Consider the following 18,741-nt stretch of genomic DNA (forward strand, 5'->3'; position numbering starts at 1 on the left):
CCGGGCAAGAAAAAGGGCAGCGCGGTCTCCCGTGCTGCCCCCTGCGGACGGCGTCGCCTTAGCGGGCGGCCGTCTTGCCGAAGCGGTTGCGGAACCTCTCGACCCGGCCGCCCATGTTGTCCACCGACTTCTGGGTGCCGGTGTAGAAGGGGTGCGACTCGCTGGACGTGTCCAGCTTGAAGAGCGGCAGTTCGCGGCCGTCGTCGGCCTTGCCCGTCTCGCGGGTCGCCACGCACGAGCGCGTGACGAACTTGAAACCGTTGGACAGGTCCACGAAGAGCACTTCGCGGTAGTTCGGGTGGATGCCTTCCTTGGCCATGGCGAATTCCTTGTTTCGGGTGCGGGAGCCGGGCCGGGACGTCCAGCCTACTTTCCGCAGGTAAGCCCGCCATTATAGCGGCGGGCCGGGATGTGCGTCGGCCCGGCCGGCAATGGGACGGGCTGCTGGCGCCAGCGGATTCCGCGCGCTCAGCCGCCCCGGCGCATCATGTCGAAGAACTCCACGTTGGTCTTGGTGGCCTTCATCGACTTGAGCACCATTTCCATCGCCTCGATCTCGTCCATGTTGTACATGAACTGGCGCAGGATGCGGGTCTTCTGCAGGATCTCGGGGGCCAGCAGCAGTTCCTCGCGGCGGGTGCCGGAGCGATTAAGCTGGATCGAGGGGAACACGCGCTTCTCGTACAGGCGGCGGTCCAGGTGGATCTCGCAGTTGCCGGTGCCCTTGAACTCCTCGAAGATCACCTCGTCCATGCGCGAGCCGGTGTCGATCAGCGCGGTGGCGATGATGGTCAGCGAGCCGCCTTCCTCCACGTTGCGCGCCGCGCCCAGGAAGCGCTTGGGCCGCTGCAGGGCGTTGGCGTCCACGCCGCCGGTGAGCACCTTGCCCGACGAGGGCACCACGTTGTTGTAGGCGCGGGCCAGCCGGGTGATCGAGTCCAGCAGGATCACCACGTCGCGCTTGAGTTCCACCAGGCGCTTGGCGCGCTCGATCACCATCTCGGCCACGTGCACGTGGCGCGCGGCCGGTTCGTCGAAGGTGGAGGCGATCACCTCGCCCTGGACCGAGCGCTGCATCTCGGTGACTTCCTCGGGGCGCTCGTCCACCAGCAACACCATCATGTGGCTCTTGGGATAGTTCGCCGCGATCGCGTGCGCGATGTGCTGCATCATCACCGTCTTGCCGCTCTTGGGCGGGGCCACGAGCAGCGCGCGCTGGCCTTTCCCGATCGGCGCGATGATGTCGATGATGCGGGCGGTGATGTTCTCGTCGCCCTTGAAGTTCTCGCGCTCGAGCTTCATCTGCTCCTTGGGGAACAGCGGCGTCAGGGCCTCGAACATCACCTTGTGCTTGTTCTGCTCGGGCGGGCCGTCGTTGACCTTGTCCAGCTTGGTCAGCGCGAAGTAGCGCTCGCCGTCCTTGGGCGTGCGCACCTCGCCCTCGATCATGTCGCCGGTGTGCAGGTTGAAGCGGCGCACCTGCGAGGGCGAGATGTAGATGTCGTCGGTGCTGGCCGTGTAGCTGGTGTCCGGGCTGCGCAGGAAGCCGAAGCCGTCGGGCAGGATCTCCAGCACCCCGTCGGCGAACACCTGCTCGCCGGCCCGCGCGCGCTTCTTGATGATCGCGAACATCAGTTCCTGCTTGCGCATGCGGCCGGTGTTCTCGATCTCGAGTTCTTCGGCTTGCTTGAGGACTTCGGAGACGTGGAGCGCCTTGAGTTCGTTCAGATGCATGGCTGCGGCTGCGGTGGGTGCACCCCGGCGGGGCGCTGTATTCGGTGTTGTGGGGGAGGGTCTTTCGCCAAGGCGGAAGGCGCCTTGCAGACCGGGAACTCTGGGGAGCCGCCGCCGGCATTGCGGCGGGTCAGCGAAGAAATTATAGGGGCAGGAAAAGCAGGCCGGGGGAGGGCGGCCCGGCGGCCGCGGGGAGAGGCAGGGGTCAGCCGAGCTGCTGGTCCAGGAACGCCTTCAGCTGCGCCTTGCTCAGGGCGCCGACCTTGGTGGCGGCGAGCTGGCCGTCCTTGAACAGCATCAGCGTGGGGATGCCGCGGATGCCGAACTTGGCCGGGATGTCGCGGTTCTCGTCCACGTTCATCTTGGCGATCTGCAGCTTGTCCTGGTAGTCGGCGGAGACCTCGTCCAGGATGGGCGCGATCATCTTGCACGGGCCGCACCACTCGGCCCAGTAGTCCACCAGCACAGGCTTGCCGGCCTTCAGGACGTCGGCTTCGAAGCTGGCGTCGGAAACGTGCTTGATGAGGTCGCTGGCCATGGGAATTCCTTTCTTGGGTACGAGGCCTGGGTTGAGCACGATTCTGGCAGAAAGGCCTTGTCCCCTCTCGCCGTGGCCCGCAGGCCATATCGAGCCGATAGCGAGGCCCGGTCCGTGATGGCCGGACGATCGGGGAAAAGGAAGGGGAGGGTGACGAGCCTTACCCCCGGCACTGGCTCCGCAGTTAGGGCTGCTTGGTTCCCCACCTGACCCGGTTGGCCGCTTCACCATGCGGGGAGGCCCGTCACTGGTGATTGTAGGCGAGCGCAGGGTCCGACAGCGTCGTGGAGCGCCGTGACCCCACCCTTAGAATCGCCGCGATGTCCTACCTCGTGCTCGCCCGCAAGTACCGGCCGAAGACCTTCGGCGAGATGGTCGGCCAGGAGCACGTGGTGCAGGCGCTCTCCAACGCGCTGGTGCAGCAGCGGCTGCACCATGCCTACCTGTTCACCGGCACGCGGGGCGTGGGCAAGACCACGGTGTCGCGCATCCTGGCCAAGTCGCTCAACTGCCAGGGCCCCGACGGTTCCGGCGGCATCACGGCCACGCCGTGCGGCGTGTGCCAGGCGTGCACCGATATCGACGCCGGCCGCTTCGTCGACTACACCGAGCTGGATGCGGCGTCCAACCGCGGGGTCGACGAGGTGCAGTCGCTACTCGAACAGGCCGTCTACAAGCCGGTGCAGGGCCGCTTCAAGGTCTTCATGATCGACGAGGTGCACATGCTCACCGGGCATGCGTTCAACGCCATGCTCAAGACCCTGGAGGAGCCGCCCGAGTACCTCAAGTTCGTGCTGGCCACCACCGACCCGCAGAAGGTGCCGGTCACGGTGCTCTCGCGCTGCCTGCAGTTCAACCTGCGGCCGATGGCGCCCGAGACGGTGCAGGAGCACCTCGAGCGCGTGCTGGCGGCCGAAGGCGTGCCGGCGCAGCCGCAGGCCCTGCGCCTGCTGGCGCGGGCGGCGCGCGGCTCCATGCGCGATGCGCTGTCGCTCACCGACCAGGCAATCGCGTTTGGCGAAGGCACGCTGCAGGAGGACGCGGTGCGCCGCATGCTTGGCAGCGTGGACCGCTCCCACGTCTTCCGGCTGGTCGAGGCGCTGGCGTCGGCCGCCGCGCGCGAGGTGCTCGAGATCTCGGAAGCGCTGCGCACCCACGGGCTGTCCGCGGCGGGGGCGCTGGAGGAGATGGCCGCGGTGCTGCAACGCATGGCCGTCGTGCAGGCAGTGCCGGATGCCGGCGATGCCAACGATCCCGACCAGGTTGAGATCGCACGCTTGGCGGCGCTGATGCCGGCCGACGAGACGCAGCTGCTCTACACGATGTGCCTGCACGGCCGGGCCGAGCTGGGACTGGCACCGGACGAGTACGCCGGCCTGACCATGGTCCTGCTGCGCCTGCTGGCCTTCAAGCCCGGCGCGGCGGCGGCCACGGCCACGGCGGAAAAAAAAACTCTGAACGCAGCCTCGTCGCCGCCTGAGGCGAGGGCGGCAAGCGGGAACGGGGGCGCCGTTCCGGTGGAAGCGGCGCGGGCAGTTGCTGCGACGCCGCCGTCGGCCGCCAGGGCCGCCCCCCAACCGGTCGTTGCGCCTGCCGCTTCGCCTATACCCGCACCCGCACCCGCACCCGCACCCGCGCGGGCAGCCGCTCCCGAATCCACTGCGCCGCCGGGCCACGTGCTGCCCGTCGTCGAACCGCCCACGCGCGTGCCCCAGCGGCCCGTGGCCGAGCGGGCTGTGCCCGGCGCCCAAGTCATGGGCATGCCGGTGCGGCTGCAGCCGGAGTCCGTGCGCGAGGCGGCGGTTCCCGCCAGCACCTACTCGCCCAGCGAGGACGGCGACTTCTGGTACGCCACCGTGCAGCAGCTGGTGGCCGCCGATGCGATCGGCGCCCTGGTGCGCGAACTCGCGCTGCAGTCCCAGCTGCTGGCGCGGGACGAAGGCCATTGGCTGCTGCGGGTGGAGCGCGAGTCGCTCAACCAGGGCAACTCGCGCGAGCGGCTGCAGGCGGCGCTGCGCGCGGCCGGCCACGAGGTGACGCTCGGCGTCGAGATCGGCGCGGTTTCCGACAGCCCGGCGCGTCGCAATGCCGCCGCGGCGGCCGAACGCCAGCGGCAGGCCGAGCAGACCGTCCAGGACGATCCCTTCGTGCAGCAGCTCGTGCGCGACCTCGGCGCGAAGATCGCGCCGGGCGGCATCCGGACCAGCTGACGGGCACAATCCACCCATTGCATGCGGCGCCGTGCCGCAAGAGGAAGCACATGTTCAACAAGGGACAACTCGCCGGCCTGATGAAGCAGGCGCAGGCCATGCAGGACAACCTGAAGAAGGCGCAGGAGGAGCTCGCCACCATCGAGGTGACGGGCGAGTCCGGCGCGGGCCTGGTCAAGGTGACGATGACCTGCAAGCACGACGTGAAGCGGGTGGAGATCGATCCCAGCCTGCTGGCCGACGACAAGGACATGCTCGAGGACCTGGTCGCGGCCGCGTTCAATGCCGCCGTGCGCAAGGCCGAGGAGACTTCGCAGGAAAAGATGGCGAAGATCACCGCGGGCATGCCGGGCCTGCCGGGCGGGATGAAGCTCCCGTTCTAGGGTGGCCGACGCCTCGCTCAACGCCCTGATCGAATCCCTGCGCCGGCTGCCCGGCGTGGGCGTGAAGTCCGCCTCGCGCATGGCCTACCACCTGCTGCAGCATGACCGCGAAGGTGCACAGCTGCTGGCGCAGGCCCTCAGCCAGGCGGTGGCCCGGGTGCGCCACTGCAGCCTGTGCCACACCTTCACCGAGGACGAGGTCTGCCCCACCTGCCGCGACCCGCAGCGCGACGCCGGCAAGCTGTGCGTGGTGGAGACCCCGGCCGACCAGGCCGCGGTGGAGCGCACGGCCGCCTACCGCGGGCGCTACTTCGTGCTGATGGGCAAGCTCAGCCCGCTCGACGGCATCGGCCCGCGCGACATCGGCCTGGGCAAGCTGTTCGAGCGCGCTACCGACGGCGTGGTGCAGGAGGTGATCCTGGCCACCAACTTCACGGCCGAGGGCGAGGCCACCGCGCACGTGATCGGCGAGGCGCTCAAGCAGCGCGGACTGACGGTCACGCGGCTGGCGCGGGGCGTGCCGGCCGGCAGCGAACTCGAATACGTGGACCTGGGCACCATCGCGCACGCGCTAGTGGACCGCCGGTAGATGGCCCACCCGCATATGGCGGTGGCCGCATACGGCTACGCCGCCTGAAGAACGGAAGAGGAGAAGAGCGATGGGCCGATTCACCGTGGCCTACTGGTGCGTGCTGGTCGCCGCGCTGCTGCCCTATGCGTGCGCCTACCTGGCGAAGGCGGGCGGTTTCGGCAAGCCGCGCAGCCAGGGCGGTTTCGACAACCGCGATCCGCGCGGCTGGCTCGCGCGGCAGACCGACTGGCGCGCCCGCGCCAATGCCGCGCAGGCGAACAGCTTCGAGGCGCTGCCGCTGTTCATCGGCGCGGTGATCATCGCGCACCAGCTCGGCGCGCCGCAGACGCGCATCGACATCCTGGCTGTGCTGTTCGTCACGCTGCGGGCCATCTACATCGCCATGTACGTGGCCGGCTTGCCGACGGTGCGATCGGCCATCTGGGCCGCCGCTTTCCTTGTGAACCTCGCAATCCTGTTCTCGGCGCTGCGGTAGCGCGAAAGACCTGCTGCCGGCACCGAAAAACGCAGGGCTCGTCGCGCTGCGCCGGCGTTTACGTGGAAACCCGCACGGGATGTTCCGGATGCGGTTGGCAGGGGCGCTGGCTACCCTTGCCCGAGCTGAATCAGAGAGGCTCGACGTCAATGAAGAACACCATCACCCGCCGCGGTTTCACCCTGGCGGCCACCGCCACCGCCGCCGTGCTGGCGGCCCCCGCCCTACGGGCGCAGAACCGGCTCGAGAAGCCCAAGGTCGCCATCGCCGTGGGCGGCAAGGCGGCCTTCTACTACCTGCCGCTTACCATCGCCGAGCAGCTCGGCTACTTCAAGGCCGAGGGCCTGGACGTCGAGATCTCCGACTTCGCCGGCGGCTCGCGCTCGCTGCAGGCGCTGATGGGGGGCTCCGCCGACGTGGTCAGCGGCGCCTACGAGCACACCATCAACCTGCAAAGCAAGAACCAGTTCATCCAGTCCATCGTGCTGATGGGGCGCGCGCCCCAGATCGCCGTGGGCGTGTCGACCAAGGCGATGCCCGGCTACAAGTCCGTGGCCGACCTGCGCGGCAAGAAGATCGGCGTGTCGGCGCCCGGTTCGTCCACCAACATGGTGGCCAACCTGGTGCTCTCGCGTGCCGGCCTCAAGGCATCCGACGTCAGCTTCGTCGGCGTGGGCACCTCGGCCGGCGCGCTGACCGCGCTGCGCTCGGGCCAGATCGACGCCATGAGCAACACCGACCCGGTGATGACCATGCTGGAGCAGAAGGGCGACGTGAAGATCATCAGCGACACGCGCACGCTCAAGGGCACGCAGGAAGTCTTCGGCGGCCCCATGCCCGCGGCCTGCTTCTACACGCACGCCGAGTTCGTGCAGAAGAACCCCAACACCTGCCAGGCGCTGGCCAATGCGGTGGTGCACGCCCTCAAGTGGCTGCAGACGGCCGGCCCCAGCGACATCATCAAGACGGTGCCCGACGCCTACCTGCTGGGCGACCGCGCGCTGTACCTGGCCTCCTTCAACAAGGTGCGTGAGGCCATCTCGCTGGACGGCGTGCTGCCCGACGAGGGCGCGCGCACGGCGCTGCGGGCGCTCTCCAGCTTCGTGCCGACGATCAAGAGCGACAGCATCGACCTGGCCAAGACCTACACCAACGAGTTCGCGCGCCGCGCCAAGGACAAGTACAAGGCTTGACGCGCCGCCTCTCCTCAGGGCCGGCCGGCAGGCCGGCTTTTTTCTGGGGCTCCGCCCGGCATTCGTTCGGCCGGCCTGGCTCTTCGGTTTGGTAGGCTTGCGCCCATGCCGCACGCGCTCGAACTGCAGGACATCACCGTCACCTTCCGGTCCAAGGACGATCCCGGCCAGCGCTACACCGCGGTGGCCGGCACCACCTTGCGCATCGCCGCCGGCGAATTCGTGTCGGTGGTGGGACCCACCGGCTGCGGCAAGTCCACGCTGCTGAACGTGGGCGCCGGCCTGCTGCAGGCCTCGTCGGGCGAAGTGCGGGTGTTCGGCGAACCGCTGGTGGGGCTGAACCGCCGCGCCGGCTACATGTTCCAGACCGAGGCACTGATGCCGTGGCGCAGCGCGATCGACAACGTGATGCTGGGCCTGCAGTACCGCGGCGTGGCGGACGCCGACGCGCGCGAGCAGGCCCGGGCCTGGCTGGCGCGCGTGGGCCTGGCCGGCTTCGAGGATCGCTACCCGCACCAGCTCTCGGGCGGCATGCGCAAGCGCACCGCGCTGGCGCAGGTGCTGGCGCTGGACCCCGACATCATCCTGATGGACGAACCCTTCTCGGCGCTGGACATCCAGACGCGCCAGCTGATGGAGAACGAGGTGCTGGAACTCTGGGCCGCGAAGAAGAAGGCCGTGCTGTTCATCACGCACGACCTCGACGAGGCCATCGCGATGAGCGACCGGGTGGTGGTGCTGTCCGCGGGTCCGGCCACACGCCCGATCGGCGAGTTCGCCATCGACCTGCCGCGCCCGCGCGACGTGGCCGAAGTGCGCAACCAGCCGCGCTTCGTGGAACTGCACGCGCGCATCTGGGGCGAGCTGCGCGAGGAAGTGCTCAAGGGCTACGCGCAACAACTGCAGAAGGCGGCATGACCATGTGGACCACCCTGCGCCCCAACGAGCGGAACCTGCGTGGCTGGCAGGTCGGCGTGCTGGTCCTGGTGCTGGCCATCTGGCAACTGGCCTCGCGCAACGAGCAGACCGCCTTCTTCATCGGCGAGCCGATCAAGGTGGCGGGCCGCATCTGGTCGTGGTTCCTGCCCTTCGGCCTGCCCGCCAACGCGCTGTTCCCCGAGGGGCTGGAAGGCCGGGCCGACATCTACATCCACCTGGGGGTCACGCTGCTGGAGACGGTGCTGGCCTTCGGCATCGGCACGCTGCTGGGGCTGGCCTTCGGGCTGTGGCTGGCGCTGGCTCCGACGGCCAGCGCCATCCTCGACCCCTACGTGAAGGCGGCCAACTCCATGCCGCGCGTGATCCTGGCGCCCATCTTCGGCCTGTGGTTCGGGCTGGGCATCTGGAGCAAGGTGGCACTGGCCGTGACGCTGGTGTTCTTCATCGTCTTCTTCAACGTCTACCAGGGCGTGCGCGAAGTCAGCCCGGTGGTGCTGGCCAATGCCCGCATGCTGGGCGCCAACCAGCGCCAGCTGCTGCGCACCGTGTACCTGCCCAGCGCCACCAGTTGGGTGTTCTCCAGCCTGCACACTTCCGTCGGCCTGGCCTTCGTCGGCGCGGTGGTGGGCGAGTACCTCGGCTCCGCGCGCGGCGTCGGCTACCTCATCCTGCAGGCCGAAGGGACGTTCGACGTCAACACGGTGTTCGCGGGCATCGTGGTGCTGACGGCGTTCGCGCTGGTGCTGGATGGGCTGGTCGGCCGCATCGAGAAGCGCCTCATGAAGTGGCAGCCGAAGGCAGGCGAGACCGAGAAGCTCTAGCGTCACGGCCGCGAGGTCTTCCAGTGGCAAAGCGTAAGGACTGAAACGGCCGCCAAGCGGCAATCCGATCAATCTCGGCTGCCCGCAAACTGCGATCCGGTTTCGCACCTGCATGGGGCGGGTGCGCCGGCACATCGGCAGGGCAACGGGCATGAAGGTCGTACTGTTTTGTGGCGGTCTGGGGATGCGCATCCGGGATGCCGAGAACCTGCCCAAGCCCCTGGTGCGGATCGGCCAGCGGCCGCTGCTGTGGCACGTGATGAAGTACTACGCCCACTTCGGGCACAAGGACTTCATCCTCTGCCTCGGCCACCGCGCGGACGCGATCAAGAGCTACTTCCTGGACTACAACGAGTGCGTCTCCAATGACTTCGTGCTGTCCGGCGGTGGCAAGAAGCTGGAGCTGATGAGCCGGGACATCGAGGACTGGCGCATCACCTTCGCCGACACCGGCGTCTCCTCCAACATCGGGCAGCGGCTCAAGGCCGTCCAGAAGTACCTCGAAGGCGAGGACGAGTTCATGGCGAACTACAGCGACGGGCTGACCGACCTGTCGCTGCCCAGGTACCTGGACGATTTCCACGCGCAGGGGCGGGTGGCCAGCTTCCTGTGCGTCCGCCCCAACCTGAGCTACCACGTCGTGTCGCTCCAGGAGGGCACCCACCTGGTTTCGGACATCCAGCCGATCAACAACGGCGGGCTGCGGATCAACGGCGGCTTCTTCATCTTCCGCAAGGAGATCTTCGAGTACATGCAGGACCGGGAGGAACTGGTCGAGGAGCCCTTCCGCCGGCTGGCACGCGAGCAGCAGCTGGTGGGCTACGTCTACGACGGCTTCTGGGCCAGCATGGACACCCACAAGGACAAGCAGCAGCTGGAGAGCCTGTACGCCAGCGGCACGGCGCCGTGGGAGATCTGGCGGTCCGGGGCCCCGGCTGCAGTCGCGGCGCACTGAGCCGGCCATGCTGCCGCTGCCGCTGCTCCAGGACCCGGCCAGGCCGCTGCGGGTCCTGTTCCTCGGCGCGCACTGCGACGACATCGAGATCGGCTGCGGGGGCACCGTTCTGCAGCTGCTGGCCTTGCGGCCCGGCGTGGACGTGCGCTGGGTCGTCTTCGCCTCCAACCCGCAGCGCGAGCGCGAGGCACGTGCGAGCGCGGCGACGTTCCTGCAGGGGGCGGGCGCCCAGCAGGTGACGGTGCACGCCTTCCGCGACGGCTACTTCCCCTACCAGGGTGCCCAGATCAAGGAGGCCTTCGAGGTGCTGAAGAAGGAGGCCGATTTCGACCTCGTCTTCACGCACCACCGCGACGACCGCCACCAGGACCACCGCACCATCAGCGACCTGACCTGGAACACCTGGCGCCATCACCTCATCCTCGAGTACGAGATCCCGAAGTACGACGGCGACCTGGGCACACCCAACTGCTTCGTGCCGCTGGAGCCGGAGGTCTGCGAACGCAAGGCCGCCCTGATCTGCGAGGCGTTCCAGAGCGAGCGCAACAAGGCCTGGCTCACGCCGGACACCTTCCTCGCGCTCATGCGGCTGCGCGGCGTCGAGTGCGCCGCGCGGTATGCCGAAGCCTTCTACTGCCGCAAGTTCATGCTGTCCGGCGCGCCCGGTCGTGCTGCGCCGGGTATGAGCCTGCATCCATCAACCCGCTCCTCATGAGGCCCCTTCGATGAAATTGCTCGTCACCGGCGTGGAAGGCTATATCGGCTGCCTGCTCGCCCCCCTGCTGCAGGCACGAGGCCACGACGTGGTCGGCATGGACACCGGCTACTACCGCGACGGCTGGCTGTTCAGCGACCGCGGGCTGGTCCCCGGCTTCCCGCGCACCGTCAACCGCGACATCCGCGAGATCGAGGCCGCGGACCTGCAGGGCATCGATGCCGTCGTGCACCTGGCCGAGCTGTCGAACGACCCGCTCGGCGAGAACGACCCGGAACTGACCTTCGGGATCAACCACCGGGCCTCGGTGCGGCTGGCCCAGCTGGCCCGCGACGCCGGCGTGCGGCGCTTCGTCTACACCTCGTCGTGCAGCGTGTACGGCGTCGCCGACGGCGCCGAGCCCATGACCGAGCGTTCGCCGGTCAACCCGCAGACGGCCTATGCCAAGTGCAAGACGCTGGTGGAACGTGACGTGGGCGCGATGGCCTCGGCCACGTTCTCCCCCACGTTCCTGCGCAACGCCACCGCCTATGGGGCCTCGCCGCGAATGCGGTTCGACATCGTCCTCAACAACCTGTGCGGCATCGCGGCGACCGCCGGGCGCATCGTGATGACCAGCGACGGGACGCCATGGCGCCCACTGGTGCACGTGCTGGACATCTGCGAGGCGATCGCCTGCGTGCTGGAGGCCCCGACAGACGCCGTGCATGGCGAGGTGTTCAACGTGGGCCACGACGCCGACAACTACCAGGTGCGCGAGATCGCGAAGATCGTCGCGGACGTCTATCCCGCCTGCGAGGTGTCCTTCGGCCCCTCGGGTGGCGACAACCGCAGCTACCGCGTCAGCTTCGCCAAGATCCACGAGCGGCTGCCCACGTTCCGCTGTGCATGGGATGCGGCCAAGGGGGCCCGCCAGCTGCACGATGTGTTCGAGCGCATCGGCCTGGACGCCGACGGCTTCGCCGCGCGGCCCTTCACCCGCCTCAAGCAGATCAAGTACCTGAGGACCACGGGCCAGGTCGACGAGCGGCTGTTCTGGCGCTATTGATCATTTGCCCCGCTCCCGCGCCGAACCAGCGCAGGAGCGGGCGCCCGGCCCATCAGGCCGCAAGCGCCTGCCGCTCCTGCAGCAGGTCGGCCAGCCAGGTCTCGCCCATGAAGTGGGCGTACTGCTCGGCGCGCAGGCGGTCGGCCAGCCGGTCGGGCGGCAGCTCGACGTCGTCGTAGGTCAGCACCTGGTTTTGGCCAATGTCGCGCTTGAGGCGGCAGCCCTGCACCAGGCCTTCGGGCAGGTAGCGGTTCTCGCACATCTCCCGTGCATTGGCGGCCTCGCCGTACGTCATGTACATGCCGTACTCGTCGAGCGTCTCCCCGGCCTTCAGGTCGCGCTTGGCGACCGCGCAGACTTCCACCACCGGCCCGCCGAGCGGCGGTGCGAGTTCGTCCTGGAACACGTGCACCCGCGCGATCGCGTTGGGGCACTCGAAATGGACCAGGTGGTAGGGCGTCCAGAACGGGTAGAGCGGCCCTTCGCCCATCTTGTAGAGGTTGAGGTAGTGCCGCTGCTTGGGGTCCTCGTGCTCGGCCAGCACGAACACCTTGATGAGGCTGGGGCCCACCGTGTAGTCGATCGCGCCGCCCATGGCCCGCAGCTGCTCGACGTCGTACAGCTTGGCGATGTCCATGATGCTGCCGTCGTACTTCAGGCCGCGCGACATGCCCCGTTGCAGCACGCCGAAGCCGGTGGCGTTGGCCACTATGGCCTGCTCGAAGCTGATCTTGGAGCCGTCCGCGAAGGAGGTCACCATGGCTGCGTTCTGGCCCCAGCGTTCGGCCCAGCCCTGCTGGGTGGTGGGGTTGCGGTAGGGGTCCTGCAGGCCCTTGACGTTGCCCACCAGCCGCGGCTTGAGCCCGAGCCCGCGCACCCAGCGCACCAGGTTCATCTGGACGCCGGGTTCGTCGCCGTCGCAGGCCGACAGGATCTGGCCGTGCTGCTTCGCGTACACGCGCAGGATGGGGCCTATGGTCGCATCGACCTCGGCATTCATCAGCACCACGGACTTGCCGTGCTTGAAGGCGTCCAGGATGACGTGCGAGCCGAACTCGACCGAGCCGGTCGTGTCCACCACGATGTCGATGTGCGGCGAGCGGGTGATGAGGAACGGATCCTCCGCGACCACCGCCTGGCGCGCCTCGACCGCGGCATCGAAGGCCGACTGGCTGCCGGCCATGACGGGCGTGCGGCCCGAATACTCGTAGCAGTGCCGGGCTCGCTCGGGCCTGCGGTTGTAGATCGCGGCCATGCGCATTCCCGGCACGCTGTTCTCGATCTGGTTGGTCAGGCCCTGGGCCATGAACCCGGCCCCCACCATGCCCACGCGGATCGGCGCGTCCAGCGCCGCCAGCCTCTGAAGCGCGTTGTCGACGATGATCATCGTGCACCTCTCACGAAAGGGTCATGCGCTGGCGCACCGTGTCCCCGACCTCGGCCAGCGCGGTCCACGCCCGGTCCTTGGGCGACATCTCGGTCACCGGCAAGGGCCATTCCAACCGGAGCGCCGGATCGAAGGGCGACAGCCCGCTCTCGACGCCGGGGGCATAGAACTCGCCGACCTGGTAGCTCGTCTCGGTGTCGTCCACCAGGGTCTGGTAACCGTGGGCGAACCGCTCGGGCACGTAGAGCGCCCGGTGGTTGTCCGCGGTCAGCTCGACGGCGATGGACCGCAGGTAGGTGGGGCTCTCCGGCCGCAGGTCGACGATGATGTCGAGGATCGCGCCCCGGGTGGCCCGGACCACCTTGGTTTCCGCGTAGGGCGGGAACTGGAAATGCATGCCTCGCAGCGTCCCTCGCTGGATGTTGAACGCAATGTTGGCCTGGGCGATCACCGGCTTGAGCCCATGTTCCTCGAACTCCCGCTGGCAGAAGGCCCGGGCGAAGAACCCCCGGTTGTCCGTTCGCGGCTCGATGTCGATGATGAACGCGCCGGGGAGGCTGGTTTCGGTAAATCGCATGTGTGGTTTCACCTTCCGTGACTGGATTGTGAGAAACCGTCTGCCGTCGTGGGCCCGTCAATTTGTATGTTTGGGCGCCGGGGGACCGCGCCTCATCGGCAGGGCGAGGCAGCGCGGAGTCGCAAGCCACGCCGGGCCCAAGCTCATGTGTTCCGCCGGCTGCGCGCGCGCGGCGTTCACAAGCACATACGTTCGATACAGGAGTCGGCGGGCAAGGTCGCGTTGCGACCCGAGGCCTCGCGCCTTCGAAGAGCTGCCACCGCGGGCAGCGCGGGCTCAGCGACGCCGCTTCTTGGCGACCGACTTCTTGCGCGTGCTGACCGGCTTCACCCCGCTGCGCTTGGAGGCGGTCGCCTTGGCACGGACGGGCACGTAGACCACGACCTTCTCCCCCGGCTTGAAGCGGGCGCCGGTCGCCACGTCGTTCCAGTCGGCGACCTGCGCAGCCGTCACGCGGTAGCGCCGGGCGATGGTGGCCACCGAGTCGCGCTTGCCGGCCCTGACCACGCGCCGGCGCAGGGTCACCTCGGGCGCCAGCGCCAGCTGGCCGTTGTCCGCCACGTGGCTGGCGACGTCGTCCTGCATGTTGGGCGGGCGCGGCACCACCAGCACCGAGCCGGCCTTGATCAGCATGCGCGGCGGGATGGTGTTGACGCTGCGCAGGTCGGCCTCGCTCATGTCCACCCGCCGGGCGACCTCGGCCACGCTCATGGTCCGGGGAACGGTCCATGCCGTCCAGCTGGCGAAGCGGCCCTCGCTGTACTCGGCCAGGTTGCGGGTGAACACCTTGGCGTTGTCCCAGGGCAGCAGGATCTGCGGCGTGCCCGCCGCCAGGATGACCGGCCGGTTGAGCTGCGGGTTCAGGGCCTTGAAGTCGGCCAGCTGCACGTCGGCCAGCTTGGCCGCCAGCTCGATGTCGATGTCGCGGTCCACCGTCACCACGTCGAAGTACGGGTGGTTCTCGATGACCGGCAGCTCGGCGCGGAACTTGTCGGGGTCGGAGATGATGTTCTTGACCGCCAGCAGCTTGGGCACGTAGTTGCGCGTCTCGGCCGGCATCTTCAGGTCGACGTAGCGCGTGCCCAGCCCGCGGCGCTTGTTGGCGGCGATGGCGCGGCTCACGCTGCCTTCGCCCCAGTTGTAGGCGGCCAGCGCCAGGTGCCAGTCGCCGAACATGCCGTACAGGCGCTGCAGGTAGTCGAGCGCGGCGCGCGTGGACGCCAGCACGTTGCGGCGGTCGTCGCGGAAGAAGTTCTGGCGCAGGTCGTAGTCGCGCCCGGTGGCCGGCATGAACTGCCACATGCCGGCGGCGCGCGCGCTGGAGACCGCCTGCGGGTTGAAGGCGCTCTCGATGTAGGGCAGCAGCGCCAGCTCGCTGGGCATGCCGCGCCGCTCCAGTTCCTCGACGATGTGGAACAGGTACTTGCGCGAGCGGTCCGTCATGCGCTGCATGTACTCGGGCCGGCTGGCGTACCACTGCTCGTGCTGGCGCACGAGGTCCGAGTCGATGTCGGGGATGGCGAAGCCGGCGCGGATGCGCTCCCACAGGTCGGCCGGCGGCTGCAGGGGGACGACGTTGAGCGACGTCGCGTGGACGGTCGTGATCGGCGTGAGCGGCCCGCTGGGCACCACCGGAGGGCCGGCAGGCACCGTGGCAGCGGTGGTCGGTTCTTCGGCGCCGCTCGCGCGGGAGGAGGGGGCGTCGGCGCCCGGCGTGCTTGCACAGCCGGCCAGCCAGAGCGTGATCGCCAGGCCGGCGGCCTGCAGCAGGACTCTCATCGGAATTCGTTCTTCCACTGGCGGATGGCGGCGAACACGGCCACGTCATCCCCGGTGGTGCCATTGAAGGCCTGCGCGGAGCGGACCACGGCGGGCTCGCGGCTGCGCAGGAAGGGGTTGATGCGCTTCTCCTCGCCCAGCAGCGCCGGCAGGGTGGGCTCGCCGCGTGCGCGAAGGTCTTCGCAGTGCCGCTGGTAGGCGGCCAGCGCCTCGTTGCCGGGCTCGACGGCACGGGCGAAGCGCAGGTTGGAGAGGGTGTACTCGTGTGCGCAGCACACCCGCGTGGCATCGGGCAGCGCGGCCAGCGCATCCAGCGAGGCCAGCATCTGGGCCGGCGTGCCTTCGAACAGCCGTCCGCAGCCGCCGGAGAACAGCGTGTCGCCGCAGAACAGCAGCGGGCCGCCGTCGTCATCGTCGGTGAAGTACGCGATGTGGCCGGCGGTGTGGCCCGGCACGTCGATGACCTGGAAGCGCAGGCCGAGCACGGTTGCGCTGTCGCCCTGCGACAGCCGCTGCAGCGGGCCCGGGATGGCTTCGCGCGCCGGCCCGAAGACCGCGGCACCCGTGGCATCGCGCAAGGGCACCAGCCCGCCGATGTGGTCGGGGTGGTGGTGCGTGACTAGAATCGCCTCGAGTTGCAGGCCGGTGCGGGAGAGGAAATCGACCACCGGCTGCGCGTCGCCCGGGTCGACCACCAGCGCCCGATGTCCGTCGTGCAACACCCAGAGATAGTTGTCCTGGAAGGCGGGCAGGGGAATCAACTTCATGAGCGATGCGATTATAGGAATGCACGAGTGGTTCGAGACCCCGCCGGGCCGGCACGTGCTGGCCTGGGAGCGGGCCGAATTCGATCGCGCCGTCAGCGACATCTTCGGCTACCACGCGCTGCAGCTCGGGCTGCCGGAACTCGACGCGCTCGCCGCCAACCGGATGCCGCACCGCTGGCTGGGGCTGCGCCACCTGCGCCCGCTGGACGACGGCACGCGGCGCCCTTCGCTGCTCACCGACTATGCCGCCCTGCCGTTCGAGGCCAACAGCCTCGACCTGGTGGTGCTGCCGCACTCGCTGGAACTCAATCTGGACCCGCACGCCACGCTGCGCGAGGTCGAACGCGTCCTGGTGCCGGAAGGCAAGGTCGTGATTTCCTGCCTCAATCCGGCCAGCCTGTGGGGCCTGCGCCAGCGGCGCGCGCATTTGTACCGGCGGCTCGGATTCGGCCAGCTGTATTTGCCCGACGCGGGCGAGTTCATCGGCTACCGGCGCCTGCGCGACTGGCTGCGGCTGCTCAATTTCGAGGTCGAGACCGGCAGCTTCGGCTGCTACCGGCCGGCCCTGTCCACCGAGCGCTGGCTGGAACGGTTCGAGTGGATGGACCCGGTGGGCGAGCGCTGGTGGCCGATCTTCGGGGCGGTCTATTTCGTGGTCGCCACCAAGCGGGTGCGCGGCATGAAGCTGGTCGGCCGGCTCTGGAAGCCGGCCAAGTCCATCGCCACCGCCCCGGTGCCGCTGGCCAACCGGCGCCCGCAGCCCGAGATGCAGCAGGAGATTTCTTGAACCAGGTCGTGATCTACACCGACGGCGCCTGCAAGGGCAACCCCGGGCCGGGTGGCTGGGGGGTGCTGCTGCAGTCCGGCGCCACCGAGAAGGAGCTGTTCGGCGGCGAGCGCAGCACCACCAACAACCGCATGGAACTGATGGCCGTGATCCAGGGCCTTTCGGCACTGAAGCGGCCCTGCAACGTCACGCTGTACCTGGACAGCCAGTACGTGCTCAAGGGCATGACCGAATGGCTGCCGGGCTGGAAGGCCAAGGGCTGGCGCACGGCCAGCAAGGCGCCGGTCAAGAACGTCGAGCTCTGGCAGCAGCTCGACCAGCTGGTGCAGGACAGCGGCCACGTCATCGACTGGCGCTGGGTGCGCGGCCACAACGGCGACCCCGGCAACGAGCGGGCGGATGCGCTGGCCAACCGCGGCGTCGAGCTGGCCCTGGGTTCCCGCCGGGCCGCCCTGTAAAGCCACGGTAAAGCTGTGCCCGCGCTGCGGCCGGGCGCGGGGTTGCGCTCATGTCGGCAGCCAGCGCGGCTGCTACATTGACGTGTTCGCGCCCGCGGGCGTATCCCCCCAGAAAAAAGCAGTACATGGCATCGAGGCCCCTCTACACGGTGATCGCCGTCGCCGGCATCGCGGCTGCATCGGCAGCTGCGTGGTGGTATCAGCACAAGGCACCCGGCGCCCCTTCGCAGGAGGCCGCCGCTTCCGCGCCGACGGGTGCCGCCGGTCGGGCCCCCGCGGTGGAAGTCTCCCGGGTGGAGGTGATGCGACTGACCGACGACGCCCAGGCGGTGGGCAGCCTGCGCTCGCGCCGCAGCGTGATCGTGCGGCCCGAGGTGAGCGGACGCGTGACGCGGCTCAATTTCCGCGACGGCCAGCGCGTGCAGCGCGGGCAACTGCTGGTGCAACTGGACGACCAGCTGCCGCGCGCCCAGGTGCAGCAGGCCCGGGCCGAGCTGTCCATCGCGCAGGCCAACCACAAGCGCAACCAGGAGCTGGTGGCGCAGAACTTCATCAGCCAGCGGCAGGTCGACGAGAGCGCGGCCAACCTGCAGGTGGCGCAGGCCAAGCTGGCGCTGGCCGAGGCGACCGCGGCCCGCCTGCGGATCGTGGCGCCGTTCGACGGCATCGCCGGCATCCGCAGCGTCAACGTCGGCGACTACCTCAAGGACGGCGCCGACATCGTCAACCTGGAAGACCTGGACGCGCTGTACGTGGACTTCCGCCTGCCCGAGCGCCTGCAGACCAAGCTGCGGGTCGGCCAGACCGCCATCGTGCAGACCGATGCCCTGCCGGGCCGCCGCTGGGAGGCCGTGATCCAAGCCATCGACCCGCTGGTGGATGCCGATGGCCGCTCCATCGGCGTGCGCGGCTGCATCGACAACCGGCAGCTGGCGCTGCGCCCCGGCATGTTCGCGCGCATCACCACCGTGTTCGGCGAACGCAACGACGCCCGCGTGGTCCCGGAGGAGGCGCTGGTGCCCCAGGGGGGCCACCAGTTCGTGTTCCGGCTGGTCGACGGTCCCGACCAGGACAGCAAGACCGCGCAGCGGGTCGAGGTGAAGATCGGCCTGCGCCAGCCGGGGCGGGTGGAGATCGTCGAAGGCCTGCAGCCGGGCGACCTGATCGTGACCGCCGGCCACCAGCGCATCCAGCGCGACGGGATGGCGGTGCGCGTGGTCGACATGGCGGGGCAGGGCGGCGCTAGCAGCGCCGCACCCAACGGAACCCCCGTCGGCGGCAAGCCGGCTGGTGGCCCGGCCCCGCAGGCCGAGGCTGCCGCGGCGCCGGCCGATGGCAATCCCTGCCGGGTGGCCCTGGCGGCCCCCGCACGCTGACGAACGA

General features: G+C 69.0%; 20 protein-coding genes and 1 other RNA gene. 13 read left to right on the forward strand and 8 right to left on the reverse strand.

The annotated features are described in order from the left end of the window. Positions 1-58 precede the first annotated feature (58 nt). The 4 genes from VEC03_RS18470 to ffs all read right to left on the reverse strand — a co-directional run bounded on the left by VEC03_RS18470 (position 59) and on the right by ffs (position 2,518). Positions 59-319 carry a type B 50S ribosomal protein L31 gene (locus VEC03_RS18470; RefSeq protein ID WP_324918626.1) on the reverse strand — a complete coding sequence of 87 codons (261 nt, stop codon included), beginning with the start codon at positions 317-319 and terminating at the stop codon, positions 59-61. Positions 320-468: 149 nt separating this feature from the next. Then, positions 469-1,734: a transcription termination factor Rho gene (rho, locus tag VEC03_RS18475; protein ID WP_324918629.1), complete on the reverse strand. Its 1,266-nt coding sequence runs from the start codon at positions 1,732-1,734 to the stop codon at positions 469-471. Positions 1,735-1,939: 205 nt separating this feature from the next. After that, positions 1,940-2,272: a thioredoxin TrxA gene (gene trxA, locus VEC03_RS18480; RefSeq protein ID WP_324918632.1), complete on the reverse strand. Its 333-nt coding sequence runs from the start codon at positions 2,270-2,272 to the stop codon at positions 1,940-1,942. Between the two features lie 149 nt (positions 2,273-2,421). Then, an RNA gene (ffs, locus tag VEC03_RS18485) (signal recognition particle sRNA small type) lies at positions 2,422-2,518 on the reverse strand. A 74-nt stretch (positions 2,519-2,592) separates the two neighbouring features. Here ffs and dnaX point away from each other — a divergent pair. The 10 genes from dnaX (at position 2,593) to VEC03_RS18535 (ending at position 11,603) form a co-directional block, all read left to right on the forward strand. After that, positions 2,593-4,482 (forward strand): DNA polymerase III subunit gamma/tau, encoded by a 1,890-nt coding sequence (gene dnaX / locus VEC03_RS18490; protein ID WP_324918634.1) that lies wholly within the window; start codon positions 2,593-2,595, stop codon positions 4,480-4,482. Between the two features lie 50 nt (positions 4,483-4,532). Next, positions 4,533-4,865 carry a YbaB/EbfC family nucleoid-associated protein gene (locus tag VEC03_RS18495; RefSeq protein WP_324918635.1) on the forward strand — a complete coding sequence of 111 codons (333 nt, stop codon included), beginning with the start codon at positions 4,533-4,535 and terminating at the stop codon, positions 4,863-4,865. A 1-nt stretch (position 4,866) separates the two neighbouring features. Further along, positions 4,867-5,454, forward strand: a complete 588-nt coding sequence (gene recR, locus VEC03_RS18500; protein ID WP_324918637.1) for a recombination mediator RecR — start codon at positions 4,867-4,869, stop codon at positions 5,452-5,454. Positions 5,455-5,524: 70 nt separating this feature from the next. Beyond that, positions 5,525-5,932 (forward strand): MAPEG family protein, encoded by a 408-nt coding sequence (locus VEC03_RS18505; protein WP_324918641.1) that lies wholly within the window; start codon positions 5,525-5,527, stop codon positions 5,930-5,932. Positions 5,933-6,081: 149 nt separating this feature from the next. Next, a complete protein-coding gene (locus VEC03_RS18510; RefSeq protein WP_324918644.1) occupies positions 6,082-7,125 on the forward strand; it encodes an ABC transporter substrate-binding protein in 1,044 nt (347 codons plus the stop codon). 105 nt (positions 7,126-7,230) lie between these two features. Then, positions 7,231-8,043: an ABC transporter ATP-binding protein gene (locus VEC03_RS18515; RefSeq protein ID WP_324918647.1), complete on the forward strand. Its 813-nt coding sequence runs from the start codon at positions 7,231-7,233 to the stop codon at positions 8,041-8,043. A 2-nt stretch (positions 8,044-8,045) separates the two neighbouring features. After that, complete coding sequence (locus VEC03_RS18520) at positions 8,046-8,885, forward strand: ABC transporter permease (RefSeq protein ID WP_324918721.1); 840 nt, start codon at positions 8,046-8,048, stop codon at positions 8,883-8,885. 151 nt (positions 8,886-9,036) lie between these two features. Continuing rightward, positions 9,037-9,840 carry a glucose-1-phosphate cytidylyltransferase gene (locus VEC03_RS18525; protein ID WP_324918650.1) on the forward strand — a complete coding sequence of 268 codons (804 nt, stop codon included), beginning with the start codon at positions 9,037-9,039 and terminating at the stop codon, positions 9,838-9,840. A gap of 7 nt (positions 9,841-9,847) precedes the next feature. Continuing rightward, positions 9,848-10,555: a PIG-L deacetylase family protein gene (locus VEC03_RS18530; RefSeq protein WP_324918653.1), complete on the forward strand. Its 708-nt coding sequence runs from the start codon at positions 9,848-9,850 to the stop codon at positions 10,553-10,555. A gap of 10 nt (positions 10,556-10,565) precedes the next feature. Then, positions 10,566-11,603 (forward strand): NAD-dependent epimerase/dehydratase, encoded by a 1,038-nt coding sequence (locus tag VEC03_RS18535; RefSeq protein ID WP_324918656.1) that lies wholly within the window; start codon positions 10,566-10,568, stop codon positions 11,601-11,603. Positions 11,604-11,655: 52 nt separating this feature from the next. Here VEC03_RS18535 and VEC03_RS18540 read toward each other — a convergent pair whose 3' ends face one another. The 4 genes from VEC03_RS18540 to gloB form a co-directional block, all read right to left on the reverse strand. Beyond that, positions 11,656-12,990 (reverse strand): NAD(P)H-dependent oxidoreductase, encoded by a 1,335-nt coding sequence (locus VEC03_RS18540; protein ID WP_324918659.1) that lies wholly within the window; start codon positions 12,988-12,990, stop codon positions 11,656-11,658. 10 nt (positions 12,991-13,000) lie between these two features. Beyond that, a complete protein-coding gene (locus VEC03_RS18545) occupies positions 13,001-13,567 on the reverse strand; it encodes a dTDP-4-dehydrorhamnose 3,5-epimerase family protein (RefSeq protein ID WP_324918662.1) in 567 nt (188 codons plus the stop codon). Positions 13,568-13,843: 276 nt separating this feature from the next. Continuing rightward, positions 13,844-15,346 (reverse strand): transglycosylase SLT domain-containing protein, encoded by a 1,503-nt coding sequence (locus VEC03_RS18550; RefSeq protein WP_324918664.1) that lies wholly within the window; start codon positions 15,344-15,346, stop codon positions 13,844-13,846. Then, the gene (gloB, locus tag VEC03_RS18555; protein WP_324918667.1) at positions 15,343-16,113 is read right to left on the reverse strand and encodes a hydroxyacylglutathione hydrolase; all 771 of its coding nucleotides are present in this window, start codon (positions 16,111-16,113) and stop codon (positions 15,343-15,345) included. The genes VEC03_RS18550 and gloB overlap by 4 nt, the downstream gene beginning before the upstream one ends. Here gloB and VEC03_RS18560 point away from each other — a divergent pair. From VEC03_RS18560 to VEC03_RS18570, 3 genes are all read left to right on the forward strand, one after another. Continuing rightward, positions 16,112-16,900: a class I SAM-dependent methyltransferase gene (locus VEC03_RS18560; protein ID WP_324918670.1), complete on the forward strand. Its 789-nt coding sequence runs from the start codon at positions 16,112-16,114 to the stop codon at positions 16,898-16,900. The two genes, gloB and VEC03_RS18560, sit on opposite strands and share 2 nt — an antisense overlap. Further along, positions 16,897-17,358 carry a ribonuclease HI gene (gene rnhA / locus VEC03_RS18565; protein WP_324918673.1) on the forward strand — a complete coding sequence of 154 codons (462 nt, stop codon included), beginning with the start codon at positions 16,897-16,899 and terminating at the stop codon, positions 17,356-17,358. The genes VEC03_RS18560 and rnhA overlap by 4 nt, the downstream gene beginning before the upstream one ends. A 125-nt stretch (positions 17,359-17,483) precedes the next feature. Beyond that, the gene (locus VEC03_RS18570; protein ID WP_324918676.1) at positions 17,484-18,734 is read left to right on the forward strand and encodes an efflux RND transporter periplasmic adaptor subunit; all 1,251 of its coding nucleotides are present in this window, start codon (positions 17,484-17,486) and stop codon (positions 18,732-18,734) included. Positions 18,735-18,741 lie beyond the last annotated feature (7 nt).

Source organism: Ramlibacter sp., assembly GCF_035627355.1.
GTDB lineage: Bacteria > Pseudomonadota > Gammaproteobacteria > Burkholderiales > Burkholderiaceae_C > Ramlibacter.

What these genes read in the sequence shown, in the direction of transcription:
- VEC03_RS18470 (WP_324918626.1), bottom strand. Translation starts at nt 319, where the DNA reads ATGGCCAAGGAAGGCATCCACCCGAACTACCGCGAAGTGCTCTTCGTG.
- rho (WP_324918629.1), bottom strand. Translation starts at nt 1,734, where the DNA reads ATGCATCTGAACGAACTCAAGGCGCTCCACGTCTCCGAAGTCCTCAAG.
- trxA (WP_324918632.1), bottom strand. Translation starts at nt 2,272, where the DNA reads ATGGCCAGCGACCTCATCAAGCACGTTTCCGACGCCAGCTTCGAAGCC.
- dnaX (WP_324918634.1), top strand. Translation starts at nt 2,593, where the DNA reads ATGTCCTACCTCGTGCTCGCCCGCAAGTACCGGCCGAAGACCTTCGGC.
- VEC03_RS18495 (WP_324918635.1), top strand. Translation starts at nt 4,533, where the DNA reads ATGTTCAACAAGGGACAACTCGCCGGCCTGATGAAGCAGGCGCAGGCC.
- VEC03_RS18505 (WP_324918641.1), top strand. Translation starts at nt 5,525, where the DNA reads ATGGGCCGATTCACCGTGGCCTACTGGTGCGTGCTGGTCGCCGCGCTG.
- VEC03_RS18510 (WP_324918644.1), top strand. Translation starts at nt 6,082, where the DNA reads ATGAAGAACACCATCACCCGCCGCGGTTTCACCCTGGCGGCCACCGCC.
- VEC03_RS18515 (WP_324918647.1), top strand. Translation starts at nt 7,231, where the DNA reads ATGCCGCACGCGCTCGAACTGCAGGACATCACCGTCACCTTCCGGTCC.
- VEC03_RS18520 (WP_324918721.1), top strand. Translation starts at nt 8,046, where the DNA reads ATGTGGACCACCCTGCGCCCCAACGAGCGGAACCTGCGTGGCTGGCAG.
- VEC03_RS18525 (WP_324918650.1), top strand. Translation starts at nt 9,037, where the DNA reads ATGAAGGTCGTACTGTTTTGTGGCGGTCTGGGGATGCGCATCCGGGAT.
- VEC03_RS18530 (WP_324918653.1), top strand. Translation starts at nt 9,848, where the DNA reads ATGCTGCCGCTGCCGCTGCTCCAGGACCCGGCCAGGCCGCTGCGGGTC.
- VEC03_RS18535 (WP_324918656.1), top strand. Translation starts at nt 10,566, where the DNA reads ATGAAATTGCTCGTCACCGGCGTGGAAGGCTATATCGGCTGCCTGCTC.
- VEC03_RS18540 (WP_324918659.1), bottom strand. Translation starts at nt 12,990, where the DNA reads ATGATCATCGTCGACAACGCGCTTCAGAGGCTGGCGGCGCTGGACGCG.
- VEC03_RS18545 (WP_324918662.1), bottom strand. Translation starts at nt 13,567, where the DNA reads ATGCGATTTACCGAAACCAGCCTCCCCGGCGCGTTCATCATCGACATC.
- VEC03_RS18550 (WP_324918664.1), bottom strand. Translation starts at nt 15,346, where the DNA reads ATGAGAGTCCTGCTGCAGGCCGCCGGCCTGGCGATCACGCTCTGGCTG.
- VEC03_RS18560 (WP_324918670.1), top strand. Translation starts at nt 16,112, where the DNA reads ATGAGCGATGCGATTATAGGAATGCACGAGTGGTTCGAGACCCCGCCG.
- gloB (WP_324918667.1), bottom strand. Translation starts at nt 16,113, where the DNA reads ATGAAGTTGATTCCCCTGCCCGCCTTCCAGGACAACTATCTCTGGGTG.
- VEC03_RS18570 (WP_324918676.1), top strand. Translation starts at nt 17,484, where the DNA reads ATGGCATCGAGGCCCCTCTACACGGTGATCGCCGTCGCCGGCATCGCG.